This is a genomic window from Pseudomonas sp. JL27(2026), assembly GCF_056933555.1.
The window spans coordinates 2,776,878-2,796,830 of record NZ_CM167794.1 but is presented as its reverse complement, the minus strand read 5'-3'; the positions used below and the strand labels follow the sequence as shown (position 1 = coordinate 2,796,830).

Genomic DNA, 19,953 nt, shown 5'->3' with positions numbered 1-19,953 from the left:
TCTCAGCATTCCCACTCGGAACGGCTGAACAGATAACCCTTGCCCCACACGGTCTTGATCTTGCGCGCTTCGCCGGCGTGGTCGTCGAACTTGCGTCGCAACTTGGAAATTGCCACGTCCACCGAACGATCCGTGCCGTTGAACTCAATGCCGCGCAAGCGTTGCAGGATCTGGTCGCGGCTCAACACTTCACCCGCGTGCCGGGCCAGCACCACCAGCAAGTTGTATTCACCGCTGGAGAGTTCGACCAGTTGATCGCGCCAGCTCACGGTGCGCTCCGAAAGGTCGATACACAGGTTGCCCATGAGAATCCGGTCGCTGGCCGCCTGTGGTTCGTTCAGACTGCTGCGCCGCAGCAAGGTCCGCACCCGCGCCAGCAACACACGCGGCTCGCACGGTTTGGTGACATAGTCGTCGGCGCCCATCTCCAGGCCCAACACCTGATCGTGGCTGTCGTCGCGGGCGGTGAGCATGAGGATCGGCAGGGTTGCCGAGTCGGCGCGCAGCAAGCGGCAGACTTGCAGGCCATCCAGGCCCGGCAGCATCAGGTCGAGGATCACCAGGTCCGGCGGGGTGACCCGCGCACGTTCACGCACGTGGTCGCCACGGCTGATCACGCTGACCTGGTAACCGTTGCGTTCCAGGTAGCTGGCGATCAGTTCGGAGAGTGCGCTGTCGTCTTCGACCAGCAGGATGTTGGGCATGGGTGTTTCCAGGGAATGCTGTGGTGACTGTTACGAACTCTTCGCGAGCAAGCCCGCTCCCACAATGGATTGCATGTGAACACAGGTTTCGTGAACACCACCGATCAAATGTGGGAGCGGGCTTGCTCGCGAAGGCGGCCTGTCAGTCGCAAAAGAAATCAAGGCGCAAAGGATATACGGCCTCACGCACTCACGAGCAAAACCTTCACACAATTTCACACAGCACCTACAAAGCTTCACCGCTACCCTCGTCGCCTGCCCGTAGCATGCCGGGGTCATTATTGGGGTATCCACATGTCAAAAAACCTGTTTGCGAAGCTTGGCCTGATTGCACTGGCATTCACGCTGAGCGCGTGTGACAAGTCCTCAACCGCCGAAGAACAAGCGCCACTGGCCACTGTGCGCATCGAAACCATCGAAGCCCGGCCACTGTCGATCACCAGCGAACTAAGCGGACGCATCGCCGCGCCACGGATTGCCGAAGTCCGTGCGCGGGTCGCTGGCGTGGTGTTGCAGCGCACCTTTCGCGAAGGCAGCGACGTCAAACAGGGCGACGTCCTGTTTCGCATCGATCCGGCACCGTTCAAGGCCGACCTGGACAGCGCACAAGCGGCACTGCGTAAAGCCGAGGCCAATGCCTTCCAGGCGCGCCTGCAAGAGCAGCGCTATGCCCAGTTGATCGAAGGCAACGCCATCAGCGCCCAGGATTACGACAACGCCCGCGCCACAGCCCGGCAGACGGCCGCAGATGTGGCGGCCAATCAGGCCGCCGTGCAACGGGCCAAGCTGAACCTGGGTTACGCCACCGTCACTGCGCCGATTTCCGGCCGGGTCGGCCGTGCGCTGGTCACCGAAGGCGCGCTGGTCGGCCAGAACGAAAGTACACCGCTGGCACTGATCCAGCAGTTGAACCCGATCCACGCCGACCTGACCCAGTCGACCCGCGAGCTCAACGACCTGCGCCGCGCCTTCCGCTCCGGGCAGTTGCAGCAGGTCGGCCAGGACCAGGCCAAGGCCACCTTGATTCAGGATGACGGCAGCCTGTACCCATTGCCCGGCAAATTGCTGTTCGCTGACATCAGCGTCGACCCGAGCACCGGCCAGATCATTGTGCGCAGCGAGTTCCCCAACCCGGACCTCGACCTGCTGCCCGGCAGCTTCATTCGCGTGCGTCTGGAACAAGCAGTGAATCAGCAAGGCATCAGCGTGCCGCAACGGGCCATCCAGCGCGACAGTGCCGGCATCGCCCAGGTGCTGTTGCTGGATGCCGACGCCCGCGTCAGCCTGCAACCGGTGCAACTGGCGTCGGTGCAAAAGGATCGCTGGATCGTCACCGGCGGCCTCAAACCCGGCGATCGCATTGTCGTCGAAGGACTGCAACACGCCCGCCCCGGCGAAAAAGTGCAGATCGACGACACCCCTCTTCCCCTCGCCCAGGTTTCAGGCCAGTAGCCAGGAAGCAGACTTTATGCCGCACTTCTTTATCGACCGCCCCGTATTCGCCTGGGTGGTCGCACTGTTCATCTTGTTGGCAGGTGCTCTGGCCATTCCGCAATTGCCCGTGGCGCAGTACCCCAACGTCGCGCCGCCCAAAGTCGAAATTTATGCGACGTATCCCGGCGCGTCAGCGCAAACCATCGACGAAAGCGTGGTCAGCCTGATCGAGGAAGAACTCAACGGCGCCGACCACCTGCTTTACTTTGAATCCCAGAGCAGCCTCGGCAACGCCACGATCACCGCGACGTTCCAACCCGGCACCGACCCGGAAATGGCCCAGGTTGACGTGCAGAACCGCCTCAAGGTTGTCGAGTCACGCCTGCCGCAAGCGGTGACCCAGCAAGGGTTACAGGTCGAAAAAGTGTCGGCCGGGTTTCTGCTGCTGATTACCCTGACCTCCAGTGATGGCAAGCTCGACGACGTGGCGCTCAGCGATTACCTGGCGCGCAACGTGATGAACGAAATCAAGCGCCTTGACGGTGTCGGCAAGGCCCAGTTGTATGGCGCCGAGCGCGCCATGCGGATCTGGATCGACCCACAGAAGCTGATCGGCTTCAACCTGACCCCAGCCGATGTGAATGCCGCGATTGTTGCGCAGAACGCCCAGGTCTCGGCTGGCAGCATCGGCGACCTGCCGGCGCGCACCACGCAGGAAATCACCGCGACGGTGTTGGTCAAAGGCCAACTGTCGACGCCGCAAGAGTTCGCCGACATCGTGCTGCGCGCCAACCCGGACGGCTCCACCGTGCGCGTCGGTGATGTGGCGCGGGTCGAAATCGGCAGCCAGGAATACCAGTTCTCCACCCGCCTCAACGGCAAGCCGTCGACCGCCGTCAGCGTGCAGTTGTCGCCCGGCGCCAACGCCCTGAGCACCGCAACCCTGGTGCGCGAGAAGATGGACGAACTGGCACGCTACTTCCCGGCCGGCGTGGAATACAAGATCCCGTACGACACCTCGCCGTTCGTCAAGGTCTCGATCACCAAAGTGGTCTACACCCTGGGCGAGGCGATGTTGCTGGTGTTCGCGGTGATGTTCCTGTTCCTGCAAAACATCCGCTACACGCTGATCCCCACCCTGGTGGTGCCGGTGGCGCTGATGGGCACCTTCGCGACCATGTTGGCGCTGGGCTTCTCGATCAACGTGCTGACGATGTTCGGCATGGTCCTGGCCATCGGCATTCTGGTGGATGACGCCATCGTGGTGGTGGAGAACGTCGAGCGGATCATGACCGAGGAAGGCCTGTCGCCCAAAGAGGCCACCCGCAAGGCCATGGGCCAGATCACTGGGGCGATTATCGGTATCACCCTGGTGCTGGTGGCGGTGTTTATCCCGATGGCATTCATGCAGGGTTCCGTGGGGGTGATTTACCAACAGTTCTCGCTGTCGATGGCCACCTCGATCCTGTTCTCGGCGTTCCTCGCCCTGACCTTGACCCCGGCCCTGTGCGCCACGTTGCTCAAACCCATCGCCAAGGGTGAGCATCATGCCAAGGGTGGCTTCTTCGGCTGGTTCAACCGGCGTTTCGAACAATTGACCGCACGCTATCAAGGCTGGGTGGTCTATGCGCTGAAACGCAGCGGTCGTTACCTGCTGATCTACGGCTTGCTGCTGATTGCGCTGGGCCTGTGCTTCAGTCGCCTGCCCTCCTCGTTCCTGCCGGTCGAAGACCAGGGCTACACCATCACCGACATCCAGTTACCACCGGGTGCCAGCAAGAATCGCACGGTGCAGGTGGTGGAACAGATCGAAGCACACAACGCCGGCGAGCCGGGCGTGGGCGACAGCACGGTGATTCTGGGTTTCAGTTTCTCCGGCAGTGGCCAGAACGCCGCGCTGGCGTTCACCACGCTCAAGGACTGGTCTGAGCGCGGCCATGAAGATTCGGCTGCCTCGATCGCCGACCGGGCCAACATTGGCCTCAGCCAGATCAAGGACGCGGTGGCCTATTCCGTGTTGCCGCCGCCCGTGGATGGCCTCGGCACGTCCAGCGGCTTCGAGTTCCGCCTGCAAGACCGTGGCGGTCTTGGCCATGCCGCGCTGATGGAGGCCCGCACCGAGTTGCTGGCAGCGGCAGAGAAAAGCCCGATCCTGATGAACGTGCGCGAAAGCGCCCTGGCCGAAGCGCCGCAAGTGCAACTGGAGATCGACCGCAAACAGGCCAACGCCTTGGGCGTTTCGTTTGCCGATATCGGCAATGTGTTGTCCACCGCCGTGGGTTCGGCCTACATCAACGACTTCCCCAACCAGGGCCGGATGCAGCGGGTGATGGTGCAGGCTGAAGGTGATCAACGCAGCCAGGTTGCCGACTTGCTGAAGTTCCATGTGCGCAACAACGCCGGAAAAATGGTGCCGCTGTCCGCGTTCGTCCAGGCCCGATGGACCCAGGGCCCGGCGCAGTTGACGCGGTACAACGGCTACCCGGCCATCAGCATTTCCGGTGAGCCGACTGCCGGCCACAGCACCGGTGAAGCCATGGCCGAAATCGAGCGACTGGTCGCGCAACTGCCGCAGGGCCTGGGTCAGGAATGGACCGGGTTGTCGTTGCAGGAACGCCTGTCCGGCAGCCAGGCGCCGATTCTGCTGGGGCTGTCGTTGCTGATCGTGTTTCTGTGCCTGGCGGCGCTGTACGAGAGCTGGTCGATACCGACTTCAGTGCTGCTGGTGGTGCCGCTGGGTGTGCTGGGTGCGGTATTGGCCGTGACCTTGCGCGGGATGCCCAACGACGTGTTCTTCAAGGTCGGGCTGATCACCATCATCGGCTTGTCGGCGAAAAACGCGATTCTGATCATCGAGTTCGCCAAGAGCCTGTACGACGAGGGCCATGACCTGATTGACGCCACGGTGCAAGCCGCTCGCTTGCGTCTGCGGCCGATTGTCATGACCTCACTGGCGTTCATCCTCGGCGTCGTGCCACTGGCCATTGCCACTGGCGCAAGCTCAGCGAGCCAGCAAGCCATCGGCACGGGTGTGATCGGCGGCATGATCACGGCGACGTTGGCCGTGGTGTTTGTGCCGGTGTTTTTTGTAGTGGTGATGAAACTGGTCCGCAAGCGACATAAGGACATCCAAGTAACAACACCAACCTGATGTAGGAGCGGGCTTGCTCGCGAAGAGGTCATCACATTCAGCATTGATGTTGACTGACAGTCCGCCTTCGCGAGCAAGCCCGCTCTCACATTCGATCCCATTGGCGTCCACCTTGTGGTCACAACGGACCGCGCTGGGCTAAGGTGATGGCAAAGCCCCGACGTATCGAGCCTGCATGCCCCACCTTCTGCGCACCCACCCTCGCCTCACCGCTGCCACCCTGCTCGGGGTGGCCGTCGGCATCCTGGCACCGGCCGACACGCTCATCAGCAAAACGCTCATCGGCTGGAACGCCGGCGTCTGGAGTTATCTGGTGCTGATGATCTGGCTCACCGTCCGGTCAAAAGCCAGCGACGTCAGACGCATTGCCGAGATAGAAGACGAAAACGCCGGGCTGGTGCTGTTCATCGTCTGCTTCGCGGCCATCGCCAGCCTCGCCGCCATCACCTTCGAACTGGCTGGCAGCAAAGAACTGGACACCAGTCGCAGGCTGCTGCACTACGGCTTTACCGGGTTGACGGTCATTGGCTCCTGGCTGTTGATCGGCGTCATCTTCAGCGTGCATTACGCCCGGCTGTTCTACACCTGGAACGGTAAGGAACCTGCGCTGCGGTTTGCCGAAGGTCTTGAAACGCCCACCTATTGGGACTTCCTGTATTTCTCGTTCACCCTCGGCGTCGCGGTGCAAACGTCGGATGTGGGCGTCGCCACTCGGGGTATGCGCAAGGTCGTGCTGGCGCAGTCGCTGATCGGTTTTTTGTTCAACACCGCGATTCTTGGATTCTCGGTCAATATCGCTGCTGGGTTGTTTGGGTGAAAAACAGCGTTGCCTCGTTATTCGGGGCATTCCATTCAAGAGTGGTGTCTGTCCAGTCTGAGTGAATCGGAAATCACTTGGGCGCCGGGTGGCGTCCTGTCGTCAGCCGCCGTGGAAAACGTCGCCAACACGGGATAAAAATACGTTGATCTCGCAGTCCCGGCCTTTACTTCGATTGTGTAGTCGAGTTTTTTCGATGAAAAAAGGCATTATTTTTCAATAGGTTATGCGATCTCAAGTCACCTACCTGTAATTTCTGACAGGTCCCAAGATTTTCAATTCGGGATATAAGGAGACCGAACCTGCCGTTGCTTGCACAGGCTACGCAGGAAAGCCGCGCGAACCCTGCCTGTATGGTGCAGGACGATGGCGCCGCACCCGCGATCATTGATGATAGATGGGAGACCCGATATGCACCGTACCCATTCAGCGACACTCCAGCCGTTACCCGCTCGGGTTCACTTCCTGCTCGAGGAGCCCGAGCGACCTTCTGCGGTCACGCTGACGGCCAGGGAAAAAGAAGTACTGCAGTGGAGTGCGGCCGGAAAATCTTCCTGGGAGATCGGCCGGATCTTTAACTGCACCGAGGCCGGTGTGAACTATCACTTTGCCAATATCCGCCGCAAATTCGGCGTGAGTTCGCGTGGGTCGGCCGTGGTCAAGGCGCTGGAGCTGGGGTTGATTCATTTGCCTTGAACAAGGCCTGCGATTGGGATGGCCAGAATACGTCTGGTAACACGAGAGTTTGGCTCTTCGTGTTACCAGAATGTTGTTGTTAGTTATTCCTAGAATCTTGCTTTTTCTGTCCCCTCACGGCATCTCTTCGTTCTAACGCGGCCTCATTTGCCTTCCTTTGCTTAAGTATTTGTTTGCGGTACGCCGCATCCGCCTCCGCTCTGGATTGGGGGGGGCGTGAAGCTTTGGATGCTTGTTTCGTTGCAGAGGGCACCTGCGCGGGGTTTTTGCTGTTTACGTGAATCGGCTCGTCGTATATAGGGTTTTCAATGGGCTGTTTTCTGGGCGATGAGTTACTCAAACCGACGCGAGGTCTAACTACCTCGCTGTTCACAGATCTCGGAAGTGATCCAGGCAAGCTGTCACCTGATCCGCTCACGCTACCTCGTTTTAAATACATCGGATCCCAACGGTTTTCCCAATAATCCCCCCAGCGGGATTTTGGATCCCCTGTTATCTTCATACCAGAAGCGGGGATATCTGGCTGCATACCTGAACTCGATGGTACTGCTGAGCGACTGACTACATTATTGGTTTTCGGCACACCGCGGGAAAACACCTTTGAAATCCTTGAAAAAAGCTTTGGTATCCAGCCGAGACCGAAGGGAATGTTCCCTGTCGGATCCGTCAGATCAATTGGGTTTCCCAAGGTATAGGTATAAGTGTTCAGTCCCCCCTCCCCAAACGGACTCAAACTGTCCGGACTATGAAACCTCATCAGTGTCGGGTTATAAGCCCGATAACCATTGCCCAACATATACCAACCGGTCTGCGTCTCACGCCGTTCGCCGTTGTAGCCTAGCGAGCTGTTCGCTGCCGAGTCACCGTATGCCGTGTAGGTCATGTCCTGACGGCCGTCCTTGCGCACTTCGCTGAACACAGTGTTCTTCTGATCACTGGCCAGCATCAGGACTTTGGGCCAGCACCTGCCTGGTGCTCTGCGAGCACAACCCCTTCGCCACGTACAAAAGTGCTGCTGGTTGCACCTTTAATCTGGGTTGCCAATTCGCCGCCCTGATAAAAACGGTGTTCTTGAGCACTGCCAACATCGTGACCGGCAAGGGTGTCCAGCGGGTCGTAGCGATAGCTGCCGGGGGTTTCACCCGGCAACCCGCTCACAGATGTCAACCGGCCAAGGGCATCGTATTCAAGGGTGCGGTTTTCTTCGTCGCAGATAAGATGACCATCCGGGTTGTAAGCCAGATTAATCTGCGGCGGGTAGTCCGCATGATTGTTGGTCACCTGGCTCAGTTGCGTCTTGTCCGGATAGTCGTAAGAGTATCTCGCCCGATTAGAGCCGGCTTCAAAGTTGGTCATTACCAGCGTCAGGTTATCCCACGCGTTAAAAGTGAACACCTGGCTGGTGATGGCCTTGCCGTAGGGGTCAACTGGCGGCTGGGTGCCTGCACACGCGTAGTTGGTCAATCGTCCACGCAAATCATATTCATAGGTTTCGTCACGCAATACTGTGGCGCCCTCCTTCAGCGTCCGCTGTTTCAGCCCATCGACATCGTTGTACACCTGACTCAGTGTTTGCCTGACCCCGTTGAGATCGAAACTGCGCAGGATTTCCCGACCGAACTCATCATATTGCAAGGTAATACTTACGCTTTGGCCGCTGTCACGGGTGTTGATCGTTGCCATCTGGCCCAACGAGTCGTAGGTAAAGGTCGAAACGGTTTCGCCCAGTTGCGTCAACTCCAGACGCCCCTGCCGGTCATATTCGTAACGTTGCTCCTGGCGCAGAACATCAGTGTAGCCAAGCAAACGACCCAGTCGGCTGTACCGATAGTTCATCGTGTACTCGCCATCTTTCACGACTCGCAGCTCTTTTTTCAGCTCACCGGTGCTGAAGTACTCACGGGTGAGTTGCAAACCCTGCTCCTGGCAAAAGAGCAGTCGCGCGTTTTTTACATCGTATTTGTACTCGGCCTCATCGTATTCGCCCTGAACCCCAAGGCGGGGAACACGCCTGAGTGAAGGCTCGCTACCCAGGTGTGGCTGATAGCTGTACTCGATGACCTGCCCGCCAGGGGTGGTGACCGTTTCGGGTTCGGTTTGCCCAGGTTTAAAGGTGAAAACCTGCTTGCGGCCACCGGTGACCGACTCGGTCATGCGATCCAGCCCGTCGAACGTCTGCGTCCCCAGGACTGTGTTGTTGACGCTGATCGACGTCGGCAGATCCTCGGAACTGTGCACGGCATAGACGCGCCGAACCACGGCGGTATCTGGCAGGGTGTTTTCGATCATCCGGCCAAAAGCGTCGTAGCCGTAGAGCGTCTCACGCTGCACCTTATCGAAACCGACGATCTCTTTTGCGGTCCGCCCAAGGCCGTCATAAAAATACTGATGCAGGCTGACGCGCTGCTTGGCCAGATCGAACCGTTCCGTGCGCACCGGCTTTTCAAACAGGTTGAACCAGGTCTCGGTGACACCGCTGACCATCGGCGTAGCCCCGGTCCCTACTTGCCAGTTGCGCTGGATCGGCCCTTTGGAGTCCGCTGTCCCGATAGGGTCGGTTTCTTCGAACGCTTTCACCCCATCCGGGCCGGTGACACAGCGTTGTTGGCCCCAATCGTCATACTCAAAGCGGCTGGTCAGGGCCAGAGGCTCCTCGCCCACATCCCGCCAGTCGTATTCGGTCTCTTGGACCAAGTGGCCCCACTGGCTATAGGTTGCTGCATAGACCTGGCGTGGCTCACTGGCGCGGGCCGGGTTATCGGCGTCATCCCGTTCCTCGTAGATCGCCCGGTTGAGCCCGTCGAACTTCGTGCATGTCCTCACACTTTTAACATCGAACATCCGTTGCTCGGCCTGGTCGCCAATATTGGCGCAGAGTTGGTATTCGTAACGACGGGTGGCTGCAAAATCCGTATCGGGCGCCACGGTTTCGCTGACGACCCTGCGCAGTACGTCGTAGACATAACGGATCTCGACATCGTTATCATCGCGATTGAGCAAGGGCTCGCCATTGAGCAGCGAATGCTGAAGGGTGATTTCCTTCTTTACGTTTTTCCCGTCTTCTCCATCGTTGAAACCGGTCAGGGTTTCTTTTGTTTGCAGTACGCTTTCCTTGAACAGGGGACTGTCGAGCTTACTGTAGCCATAGTCAGTGATCGTGGCCTTTTGATTGATGGTCACCGTTTGCCGCTCGACGCGACCATGCAGGAACGCGTCGCCCGGCTGGTTGAAGTACGTGTAAACCGTGCGTTGCAGTTCGGTCTCACCGCTGGTCTCCAGTTGCACCAGCGTTTCGCTTTCAGGGGCGCGCCAGTCTGCCAGCAGGCTGCCGGTGATCGATGGCAAAGCCTTGTAGGTATAGCGGGTGCACAGCGTTGGCGCCTTGCCATTGGCCGACGCGGCCGGGGTGACGGTACGGTCCTTGATGTAGCGCTCAAAGTCATTGACGTCGGCGGCGGGGTACCAGGTGCTGGTTTCGACCACGCCGTTGGCCTGGGTCTGCGTCAGCAGGTTACCGGAGGTGTCGTAGGTGCTGCTGACGGTTTCAGCGCGGTAGCGGGCCGGGTTGTCAAGCAGCGACCAGCTGGTTTTGACCTCCTTGGGCAACTGGCAGTATTTGGGTTGTGCCGCGAACGGGGCGTTCTCGGTCAAGTAATACGTGGTCTCGACAGTCTGGACGCTATTGTTCTGGGTCGTCGTTTCACGGGTCAACAGGTGGAACTGGTTGAACGTGCGTTCGATGGTTCGTACAGGTGAAGGTTCCGGCTTGGGTACTGCTTCGGTGGGTTCATCGGTGATGTAGAGCGTTTCAACACACTGATACTCGTAGCTGCCAATGTGCTTATAGAGGTTGTCCAGGCCCTCGTTGTCCCAGGCCAGACGAAGCCCGAAGCCCACAAAGTTTTTTTCCTCGGGGTAGGTGTACCCGACCTGGATCATCGGCTGTCCGGCACCAGGATAAATGTAGTGGTCGGTCACCCGGGGCAGCGGCGTTTGACCGCTGTCTGTCGGGAACTGATGACCAAGGTCTGTATAGAAGATTTCCTCACGTCCACCGGTGGGGGTTTCCACTGAGCTGATGCACAACTGATCGTTTTTTTCCGTATAGCCGAAGCGCCAGGACGCCTGGTCTTCGGTGGGCAGGGTGATTTTTTCAACGTATTTGCTGGAACTCCCCAGAGTCATGACAAAGCGCGCCAGCGGGCCACCGTCCGGGCCGGCAAAAGGTTGCATCAGCACCTCGACCGTCGAGCTTTCGCGCTCGACTGACAACAGGGTCTGGCCCGAGTCATCCTTGATCCAGGCCAGGATCTGATGTGTGCCACTGAACGGAACATAATCAAGCGTGACCTTGTGCCCTTCGGGTGAATAGATCTCGACAGGCAAGGCAACCCGATTCTGGCTGCTGCCGTACACCTTGAGGATCTCGACCAGGCCCGACTTGTGCTCTACCCGATAATGGTCGTTATCCATCTCGTAGAAATGGAAGCTGTCGAGTTTCTTTTCCTGCATCACCAACTGCATGCCGGCGCTGCCAGTGACCTTGAAGGTTTCGCCGGTGCTCAGGGACAGGATCTTGTTGCCCGGGTTGTATTGCGACAGTTGCAGGTTCCAGCCCAGGCCAAAACCGCTGTCCTGAGTGTTGAGCGGGTTGTAGGTCAAGGCCAGTGGCATGCCGGGGCCGCGCAGGTCGTTGGTTTTGACATCGGGCAAGGTGATCGCCACCGTGTATTGCCCAGTGCGTGGGTCAACGCCGCTTTCCAGGAAACTCATGAAGTTGAAGGCATTGGAATGTACAGAGGTTGAGACCGTCATTTGTTAATCCTCATGCGTAAAATAAAAGTCTCCGTGCAAAGACGTCACCATCAACACACGAAGACGACAAGGCTTATTTCGACACTCTATTTAAGTTACCAAGACGGCCAATCACAGGTATCACCTGAACGGCAAACCATGACGCAGGATAGTTTCCCCTTGATATTCCCATGATCGTAATACGACTTATCCAACAACACCCCCTTCGAAACAATCGCTCCTACCGCAGCCTGACTAACAGCCATAATAGAAATGATGGCCGTGGTGGTCGGCTGCTTATAGGTACGCATTGTATAGGACCAGTCTGGGTGCTTACGGCAATCTCCTTCCGAGTACAGCTTGAATTTGGTAGCCGACGGAACATTATCCAGCTGAAAATAACTATATTGGTCATTTTTACAGCTGCCTGTTGACGACATCTCATACTTACCAGTCTTAAATGGAATGCTGCAGCTATTCCCACCACCATCAGGAAGCTCAAAGAGTCTAATCACTCCATCGTCATACATTACTTCATCAGCCAATACCCACTCCGCGCGCATAAAGCTGGTAGCGAGCATTAATACAACCGCAAACAATTTTACAAGTTTCATGGTGTCTCTCCTGCATAATCAACTCATTTGAAGGCCCGGCTAACGCCCGAACGTCAGATGGGTCACTCGCCCTTAGGCGCCGGGTGGGGTAAATAATGTATGGACCAACTTATTTCGATCGCCCGGCACACTGCTTGGAAAGTATGCAATTCGCCGAAGGTGTACATTCCCACGCTTATCAACCAACTTCACGGCCAAATCCCGTGACAACTTGACTCGCCTTGGATTAATCATTCCGTTCACATAATCAACACGATCAGACCGATGCAAACTGATCACCAACAGTCCTTCTTCAAACCCTGACTGCTCAACATCAACATCAAGTGATTCGCTTTTCACGATATACTTGGCATCCTCATCAAACGTGATCTTCCTGGTTTCATCAGACTTCTGCGGATCCTGAAAAATGTAACCTGTCCAACTGAACATCGTCTCGGCAGATTGCTCACTCTCCCAACGAATAGTTGTCGTATTGGTTATAGCGCCTTCGACAGGCAAGAACTCCACCGTTTCAAAAGCGGCCCCTTCGAACCCCGGTCTGCCACTGTAGGTGAGCTTCCAGTAATCGACCGTGCACAAATGAAAATCAAAATCGTCCTCTTCCGGATCCCCTGGCCCGCCTGATCCTCCATCAACCCTGACCCGGTTGAAGGTGTAGTCGCCATCTACGAATCTGGGAGGCGGCAGCGGCGTAATCTCGACCTTGGCATTGATGTCGGTAAAGTCGGTCGACTTCCACCAACGCTTATTGTCGGCCTGGAACGTCACGTGAAACGCCGCCGTAGCCCCAGGCCTTTCTCGGGTGTGGAGATAAATATCCAGCGTGGTTTTGGCATCCTTCGCGTCATGTGGCGAGCTGTCCTGCGTGGCGGACCTGGGTATGGACAGCTCGAACCGGTTAGAGATCAAACGAGTACGCCAAACCTGTTCATCCTCAAGCGGAATACCCTCAAGGGCGTCATCCACAAATTCGACTTCAGCTTTCGCGCCTTCGTCCACCAACCTGATGCTGGCCTTCTCAGTGACGCTCAGCGGGTATATTTTTTTGTCTACCGGCGCCGTCTCGACCACGATCTGTGCCCGCAGCTGCTGATAGCCGTTGCTAAACATGGTGCCAAGTCGCCCCTGATCAAGCCCGCCAGGCACCTTGATGGTGAATTGCGAAAGGCTCTGCCAGGTTGGCTCCGGCTCCAGTTCGGAACGGTCAATAATGCTGTAACCACTGGAGAAGACCACGCCGTTGCGTACAATTTCACATTGCACGACACTGATGGCGGTGGTGCCCTGAGCCGGTGCGGTATAACGCCCGGTGGCATCGACCGTGCCCCCACCTCCGATAACCTTCCAGCGTCTGGGGGCACCTGGCAGCAGTGTCACATCATCCTTGAGCTGGACACCCTCGGACTGCCTGACCGCCGGCACATAGGCCGGTTCGACCTGCAGCAACTGCTGTGCATTCAACAGCAACAAAGATGACTGCCGTGTCTCGGTACCCGTGGCTTCAACTTGCTGCACCGCCAGACCCTTCGCTTTGGCGCGGGCATCGGCCATGAACAGGCCTTGATTGCCACTCTGGGTCAGCACGCCATATTCGGGCCCAAGCAACTTCCAGCTCACGGCAACATCGTCAACTGCCGATGCCCTCAGTACCACGGGTTGTGATTGTGCTGCGCTCGAAAGCGTTTCCACTCGCGGTGCAATCGTCATGCTGTCAAACACCACCAGCAACAGGGCCGAAGCGGTGTAGGGGACGCCCGCATTGATAAAATCGGCGGTCACCACCACATGCAAGGTGTCATGGCCGATCAGTGCAGGTGAGGCGGCGGTGTAGAGCCCGCCGGTTATCGTGCCGTGTCCCTCGGCGGTATGACTGTTCAAACTGACGGCGCGCCAGTTGCTGGCCTGAATCGCCTCCCCCTTCCAGTTGCGCAAGGTAAAGCGTTGTGCGTCTCCAGCCTTGATCGTCTTGAACGCCGGCTCCAGGGTGATGAGGGTCTGCTTGGAACTGATATTGCCGAACACTGCCAGATCCCGAGGCTGATGCCGCTCACGCTCTTCGAAAACATTCTCACCGGGAAAGAGCAGGTTATTGAGCACGTCCAGACGATTGTTTTCGACATAAGGGATCATCTCTTCAGCGAGCACCAGTGCCGCCGAAAACCGGTCGAAGCCATCGAAAAACTGATCATCCGGAATTAGAAACGGAAAATTGCTGGTCGGCGGATAGAGGCCGGGGCCCGTATTGCCCTGAAGCTGAATAAGCACTACCACCCCGCCATCACCGTAGTTCAACGCGCCACGTACTTTCGCACCAGGCGCAGCCTGAGTCACAATACGAAACAACTTCGGAGTCAAGCGGTTGTAACCTTTTAAATCCAGTATCCCTAACTGAAAAACACTTCGATGAGGCGGTAACTCTGCGAAGCTTTTTCTGAAGAATTCGGCCAACTGCGTATTCGCCGCCTCGTCATTGCCCCCCAGGTTACAGCGAAAATTTACCCCTTCGGACAAGTTCAATTTCACCTTGCCCTGACGGTCAATTTCACCGACTACCAGAGACAGGTCGATGTCCATTTCCAGGGTAAAACCTTGTGGCTCCGTTATATTGAAGGTCGACAACATTAGTTCCACCGCACCCGGAGGCTGGTGCGAAGCGGTATAACGGCCGGCCACGATATTCATCGTCAACACGGCAGTGGAGTTGAGGAGTGACGCATTGTTGAATGACAATAGTGGTTGACCTAACGCGACACTCGTCAGTTCGACATAATCATTCTTCACATCATTGACCGCCAGGCGTCCGTTGAACGGCGGCATAAAACTCAGGCCATTGAACCGTTCGATATACTGTTGTTCCAACAGCCGATTGAGGCGGCCTCGGTTGAACACAGAAACAGCGCCCCAGCCTTGGGTCACCGATTTGTTTTTCATAACTTCTAACAAACTAGCTAACGAATTACCAGACATGATGTCGCCCTCTGCCTTGATATAAAAAAACAAAGCACTGATACAGCGTTAATGCATTACTCAGCCAACGCGCTAAGCACAGCCGGGAAGTTAGTGAGGGGTACCGGCAGAATCAGATGGCCTTCAAAGTTACCAAGGGGGCCTCCGTCCACCGCCACTGTAATCAGCACAAACCGATCTTTGGCCATTGGGTCATCCCTATAGAGGCCCGATGCATCGATCGATCCTGGCCCACCAAGCGGCAGTGACCATTCACCAGTAAACGGTAGACCGTTTACGAAGGCCTGCAGCTGGATCTCCCCTTCCGGTCGGTTGGGGTTCTCGACCGGTTTTATCGTCGCGCCGGGCGCCTGCTGAATCACCAGCACCCAGGCAGACCCGGTGTCACCGGTCTGACTGTCTCTCACCTCGATTTCATCGAGTACATAGGTTTTTCGAGCCACTTGTGGAGCGGCGATGTAGGTGTGATCACCTTCAGGCCGGTCGCTCTCAACCAGGGTGCCGCTCTCGCCGGGAACGGAATTTTTGATTGACCAGCCAAGGGTGTTCGTCCCCATGTGCCCCGCCGACAGCTCGACCCGCTCGCCGTGGAAGCAGGTCTGAATCAGCGGGTTGATGGTAATCGGAGTCGACTGAACGGTAATCAGCGATACGCTTCGTTCGCCTGTGGCCATGTCACTGGCAATCACCAGCACGCGGTTGAACGTGCCCTGTATCGCATGCCGAGGTGGAGCCCGGTACAAGCCCTTCTCGTCAACACTGCCGGGATTGCTGCCACTTTCGGAAAGATTTTCCACCGCCCACACCAGGCCAGTACGGGGTGGCTCGGTGGTCAGTTGCAGAGTCTTGCCGGCAGCCACCAGCGATTGCGGCTGGACAATGGAAAATGACGAACCTGCCACATGCACCTGACCAAACATCACCTGATCGAAGGGTAAGGCAATGTCTGTCGGTTGCAGGATGCTTTTACCAACAATATAGAATTTTTCCAGAAATTCGTTGGCCGGCGTTGCCGTCAGGGCATTGGAAAAGCGCTCGATGATCGCCCGCTTGACTGTCTGTGCGACAAAGTCGTTGATCTGTAGCCGCAGTTCCGGAGTGATGGTGCCAGGCAATCCGGATACATGGCTCACCTCTTGGGTATTTCCATAGGGCACGAACAACTCACCTTCCATACCCAATGCCGAAGTCTCATCCGCCGAAAAATGAAACTTGTGTTCCAGACGAATATTGAACGTGGCGGAATGGGTTTGCCAATTTGTGCCGTTCACCGGACGGTACCTGAATGACAAGGGGAAAGTGCCTTGCCAGCGCTGAGTCGCCTGGTCTGCATCGAACTCGACGGTCAGTGGCAATGCCCCACCTGTCGCCGGGAGGCTGAAGGCGTCGGATTCGAACTGGTAATCAAGGCTCTGATAGCTGGCTGCGGATGCTTGCATGGCGCCGCTTTTAGCCACCATTTTCGTCAGCATCCCTGCCCCGTCGGTGAGACGTTCGAACTCGGCATTATCAAGCAACTGCAACACCGCATACCCGAATGCAGCACGGTGAATCAGCGCTCTGGAAAACAGTGCCGTACCCGACCAGGTTTTCTGCCCGTCGTCATCCGGAATCAGGTACTTGAAACCGGAATTGTCTGCGGGATAATCGCCCGCGCGGCCATCAACCATACTCGCGAACAAGAGCACGGCCCCCTCTTCGTTGAGGGCCTGTGGAGACACTTGCTGCGCGTCGCGCTTCTGGGTCCGTACATCAATGCTACGGCCGACCATGAAAGGATTTTCCGCGCTGGGAAATGTACACAGTGTGTAAACCCGTTTGTCGTTGTTCAGCGCCTTGAACCGTTCCAGAAAAAGTTTGCCTGCTTCACGTTGCTGCGCCGGGGTGTGAAACAAAGTCAGCAAGACATCTTCGCTGTCTGCCAGATCCAGCTGAACACTTTGCGAATCAGCGCCCAGCGGCAACTCCAGACGCAGTTGCGAGCCATCCAGCGGATCGAGGCCAGAGAGCCTGATGATCTTCTTCTGACCCTCGACCGTTTCGACCATCATCAGGGTTCCCGCTATCACCGGCAGGCTCAAGGCTGCTTTCTTGCTCTGCAGCGAGGCCGTGTCGAATGACAGCGCCGGTGCAGACAACTTCACACCAGACAGATATTGAGTGATGTTGGTATCAGGAACATCGATCGACACGTTGATGTCACCCAGATCATTGCCCTGACTCAAGCGAGTGATATGGTCCTGATGCAATTCACGATTAATGGTGCGACCGTCCAGTGCAACGATCATGTCCCACCCCAACATGCGTGAGTCTTCTTTCATCCATGCCAACAAACTTGCTAATGAGTTACCCGCCATGACATTGACTCCATTTCACATATCGATTGATAACGATGGGGTTGAATACCTGATGCAGGGTGTTCACTGGCTCAACACTTCGAGCAGCCTCGGAAACTCGACCAGAGGCAACGGCAAAATCAAATAGCCTTCGAACTTGCCAAATGGACCTCCGTCTACCAGGGCGAAAATCAGGACAAATCGCTCTGTGGCGTTCGGCGCCGCACGGTACAGACCCGTTGCATCGATCGAACCCGGCCCGCCTGACGCAATGCTCCACTCGGCATCCATCGAAGAACCATTGACGATGGCCTGCAGCTGAACCTGACCTTTCGCCAGGTCAAGGCTGCCAATGCTCACGGTGAGCGACGGTTGTTTCTGCAACGCCAGCACCTGCACCGAACGGGAGGTACCCGAAGCGCTTTTGACCTCGATCTCATCCAGCACGAAGGTTTTATTGGCGACCACCGGCCCGTGGTGGTAGGTATGATCGCCCTCGGGTTTGACGCTGGGTCGCACTTCGCCGCTTTCACCCGGTACAGGGTTCTTGATCGACCACTGCAACGTGCCCGTGCCCAACTGCCCCGCCGACAACTCGACAGTGGCGCCAACATCGCAGACCTGAATCAGTGGGTTGACGGTCAGTTCATTGGCAACAACGGTGACCAATGCCGAACTGAAATAACCCGTGTCGAGCGCGGTGGCCGTGACCCGGACCCGGGTGAAACGACCGGTGATGGCCGATGGCGCCTGATACAAGCCGCTGCTGTCGATGGTTCCCGGGGAGCCGGCGCCTTCAACGAGGTTTTCCACCGCCCACTCAACGCCGGGTACAACCGGATCCGTGGTGAACTGCCGGGGGGTGTTCTGTTGTAACAGCAGCTCCATCGGGCTGACCATGAAAGTGGTCTGGGTGGGGTTTATGCGACCAAAGTAGCCGATGTCGTGAGGCGCAAAAATCTCGTCACCCTGAATGGCGTGGCCAAAGTTTAATTTAATGACTTCGTCGATATACTTATTCATCGGTATCTGAGGCGTGAGTCGACTCTGGAAAGCTAGCTTAAGGCTTGTATCAACCGAAAGATCAAATATTCGCGAGGTTAAATATATGACGATAAGGACCATTAATAGCTCAGGTATAGAAGCGCCATCCCCCTTGGACTCAATAGCGACAAGTTCTTTTTTAAAGTCATAAACGGTCTGAACAAGCAACACTTCACCACCCGCACCTACTACCAACTCATACTCTACATGAAGATCAAACGCACACCGCATTTCGTACGGCTCAGGGTGATACTCATCTATCTTAATAGAGGCTAAAGCCAATGTCTCCGTACTCCAGTCCAGTACAAGCTTATCATTGACAAAACTAATCTTAAGCTCACAGGTTTTTCCTGCTGGAAAAACCAACTTCTCGATGGCCATACTAACAAAATACTGTTTGCCTCCAGCATAAAAAGGAAGCCCGACCGCTAATGGCATAACCGTCACGCTGCCTGACCTCGCGGTCGCCGCTGTCACTTCTCCATCGGCATCGAATGAATAATCAAAACCATCGCTCTTTAGAGCCCTGGTGATGACATCAATTAATACTTCCCCAGCCGCTCGCCGGCGATTAAACAATACCGTTGCCGAATAATCCGACCCAGCATCATCAGGAATCAAATACTTGTAGCCACTGCCTGGATAATTCCCGCCATTGTGTTGAATCGTCCGCACCAGCGCCAGAATGGCGCCTTCGCCATACTCGGCAGATTGGGGATCACGCGCGGCCAGGCTGCGTGCCTGAGTCCGAAGTTCAAATGACTTCGGATTCATCAGTTCATGGGTTCCGCGCTGAATCGCGCCCAGCGGGTAAACGCGTTGCTCATCAGGCAGTTGGTTAAACAAGTCCTTGAAAAAATCCCCGCCCATGCGTTGTTCAGTTGATGTCTGGCCGAAGGTCAATCGAAAGTTATCGCTTTTGCTCAAATCCAGTTTGATCCGGCCATCGGTTTCTACATCACCCGGTACTTGGTTAAGCAGCAGATCAAGGTACAATTTCGGCCCTTGCAGAGGGTCTATCTCATCCACTTTGTTCGCTTTCCAGCCAGCGCTCTCTTTTTTCAGTGTGATCTGGCTCCCGCCCATCACCGCCATGGTCAACATGGCTTTGGAGTCATTGAGGCTGGCGTTTTCGAACGACAGGCGTGGGACATCCATCACAAAATCATGGATATATTCCATCCACTGATTCTCGACGATCGGCACTTCGCCCTTGATTGCAGGAAGATAACTGTGCGCACCGAAGCGCCGGATATACTCCTGAGCGATCAACAGGTTCGCCTTGCGTCGCTCAAACGCCACGACCAGCCCCCACCCCAACATGCGTGAATCTTCTTTCATCCACGCCAACAGACTTTCCAATGAATTACTGGACATAATTCCAACCTCAAGTAAT

The 19,953-nt window shown here is 56.6% G+C and carries 11 protein-coding genes; 4 read left to right on the top strand and 7 right to left on the bottom strand.

Annotation, left to right across the window (positions count from 1 at the left end):
• Window positions 1–2: 2 nt before the first annotated feature.
• Window positions 3–704 carry a response regulator gene (locus AC1Z1G_RS12675; RefSeq protein WP_483627405.1) on the bottom strand — a complete coding sequence of 234 codons (702 nt, stop codon included), beginning with the start codon at window positions 702–704 and terminating at the stop codon, window positions 3–5.
• 294 nt (window positions 705–998) lie between these two features.
• Here AC1Z1G_RS12675 and AC1Z1G_RS12670 point away from each other — a divergent pair, with 294 nt between their 5' ends.
• The 4 genes from AC1Z1G_RS12670 (at window position 999) to AC1Z1G_RS12655 (ending at window position 6,802) form a co-directional block, all read left to right on the top strand.
• Entirely contained in the window at window positions 999–2,156 is a 1,158-nt protein-coding gene (locus AC1Z1G_RS12670; RefSeq protein ID WP_483627403.1) for an efflux RND transporter periplasmic adaptor subunit, read from the top strand.
• A gap of 16 nt (window positions 2,157–2,172) precedes the next feature.
• Entirely contained in the window at window positions 2,173–5,289 is a 3,117-nt protein-coding gene (locus AC1Z1G_RS12665; RefSeq protein WP_483627401.1) for a multidrug efflux RND transporter permease subunit, read from the top strand.
• 175 nt (window positions 5,290–5,464) lie between these two features.
• Entirely contained in the window at window positions 5,465–6,106 is a 642-nt protein-coding gene (locus AC1Z1G_RS12660; protein ID WP_483627399.1) for a DUF1345 domain-containing protein, read from the top strand.
• Window positions 6,107–6,517: 411 nt separating this feature from the next.
• Complete coding sequence (locus AC1Z1G_RS12655) at window positions 6,518–6,802, top strand: response regulator transcription factor (RefSeq protein WP_483627397.1); 285 nt, start codon at window positions 6,518–6,520, stop codon at window positions 6,800–6,802.
• Window positions 6,803–6,881: 79 nt separating this feature from the next.
• On the opposite strand, the gene AC1Z1G_RS12650 is transcribed toward AC1Z1G_RS12655, so the two are convergent.
• The 6 genes from AC1Z1G_RS12650 to AC1Z1G_RS12625 form a co-directional block, all read right to left on the bottom strand.
• Window positions 6,882–7,748 (bottom strand): RHS repeat-associated core domain-containing protein, encoded by an 867-nt coding sequence (locus AC1Z1G_RS12650; protein WP_483627395.1) that lies wholly within the window; start codon window positions 7,746–7,748, stop codon window positions 6,882–6,884.
• The gene (locus AC1Z1G_RS12645) at window positions 7,748–11,617 is read right to left on the bottom strand and encodes a sugar-binding protein (protein ID WP_483627394.1); all 3,870 of its coding nucleotides are present in this window, start codon (window positions 11,615–11,617) and stop codon (window positions 7,748–7,750) included. Before AC1Z1G_RS12645 ends, AC1Z1G_RS12650 begins: the two co-directional genes overlap by 1 nt.
• A gap of 95 nt (window positions 11,618–11,712) precedes the next feature.
• Window positions 11,713–12,210: a hypothetical protein gene (locus AC1Z1G_RS12640; RefSeq protein ID WP_483627392.1), complete on the bottom strand. Its 498-nt coding sequence runs from the start codon at window positions 12,208–12,210 to the stop codon at window positions 11,713–11,715.
• Between the two features lie 72 nt (window positions 12,211–12,282).
• Window positions 12,283–15,177 carry a hypothetical protein gene (locus AC1Z1G_RS12635; RefSeq protein WP_483627391.1) on the bottom strand — a complete coding sequence of 965 codons (2,895 nt, stop codon included), beginning with the start codon at window positions 15,175–15,177 and terminating at the stop codon, window positions 12,283–12,285.
• Between the two features lie 56 nt (window positions 15,178–15,233).
• On the bottom strand, window positions 15,234–17,534 hold the full coding sequence (locus AC1Z1G_RS12630; RefSeq protein WP_483627390.1) for a hypothetical protein: 2,301 nt from the start codon (window positions 17,532–17,534) through the stop codon (window positions 15,234–15,236).
• Between the two features lie 63 nt (window positions 17,535–17,597).
• Complete coding sequence (locus tag AC1Z1G_RS12625; protein WP_483627388.1) at window positions 17,598–19,934, bottom strand: hypothetical protein; 2,337 nt, start codon at window positions 19,932–19,934, stop codon at window positions 17,598–17,600.
• Window positions 19,935–19,953: the final 19 nt, after the last annotated feature.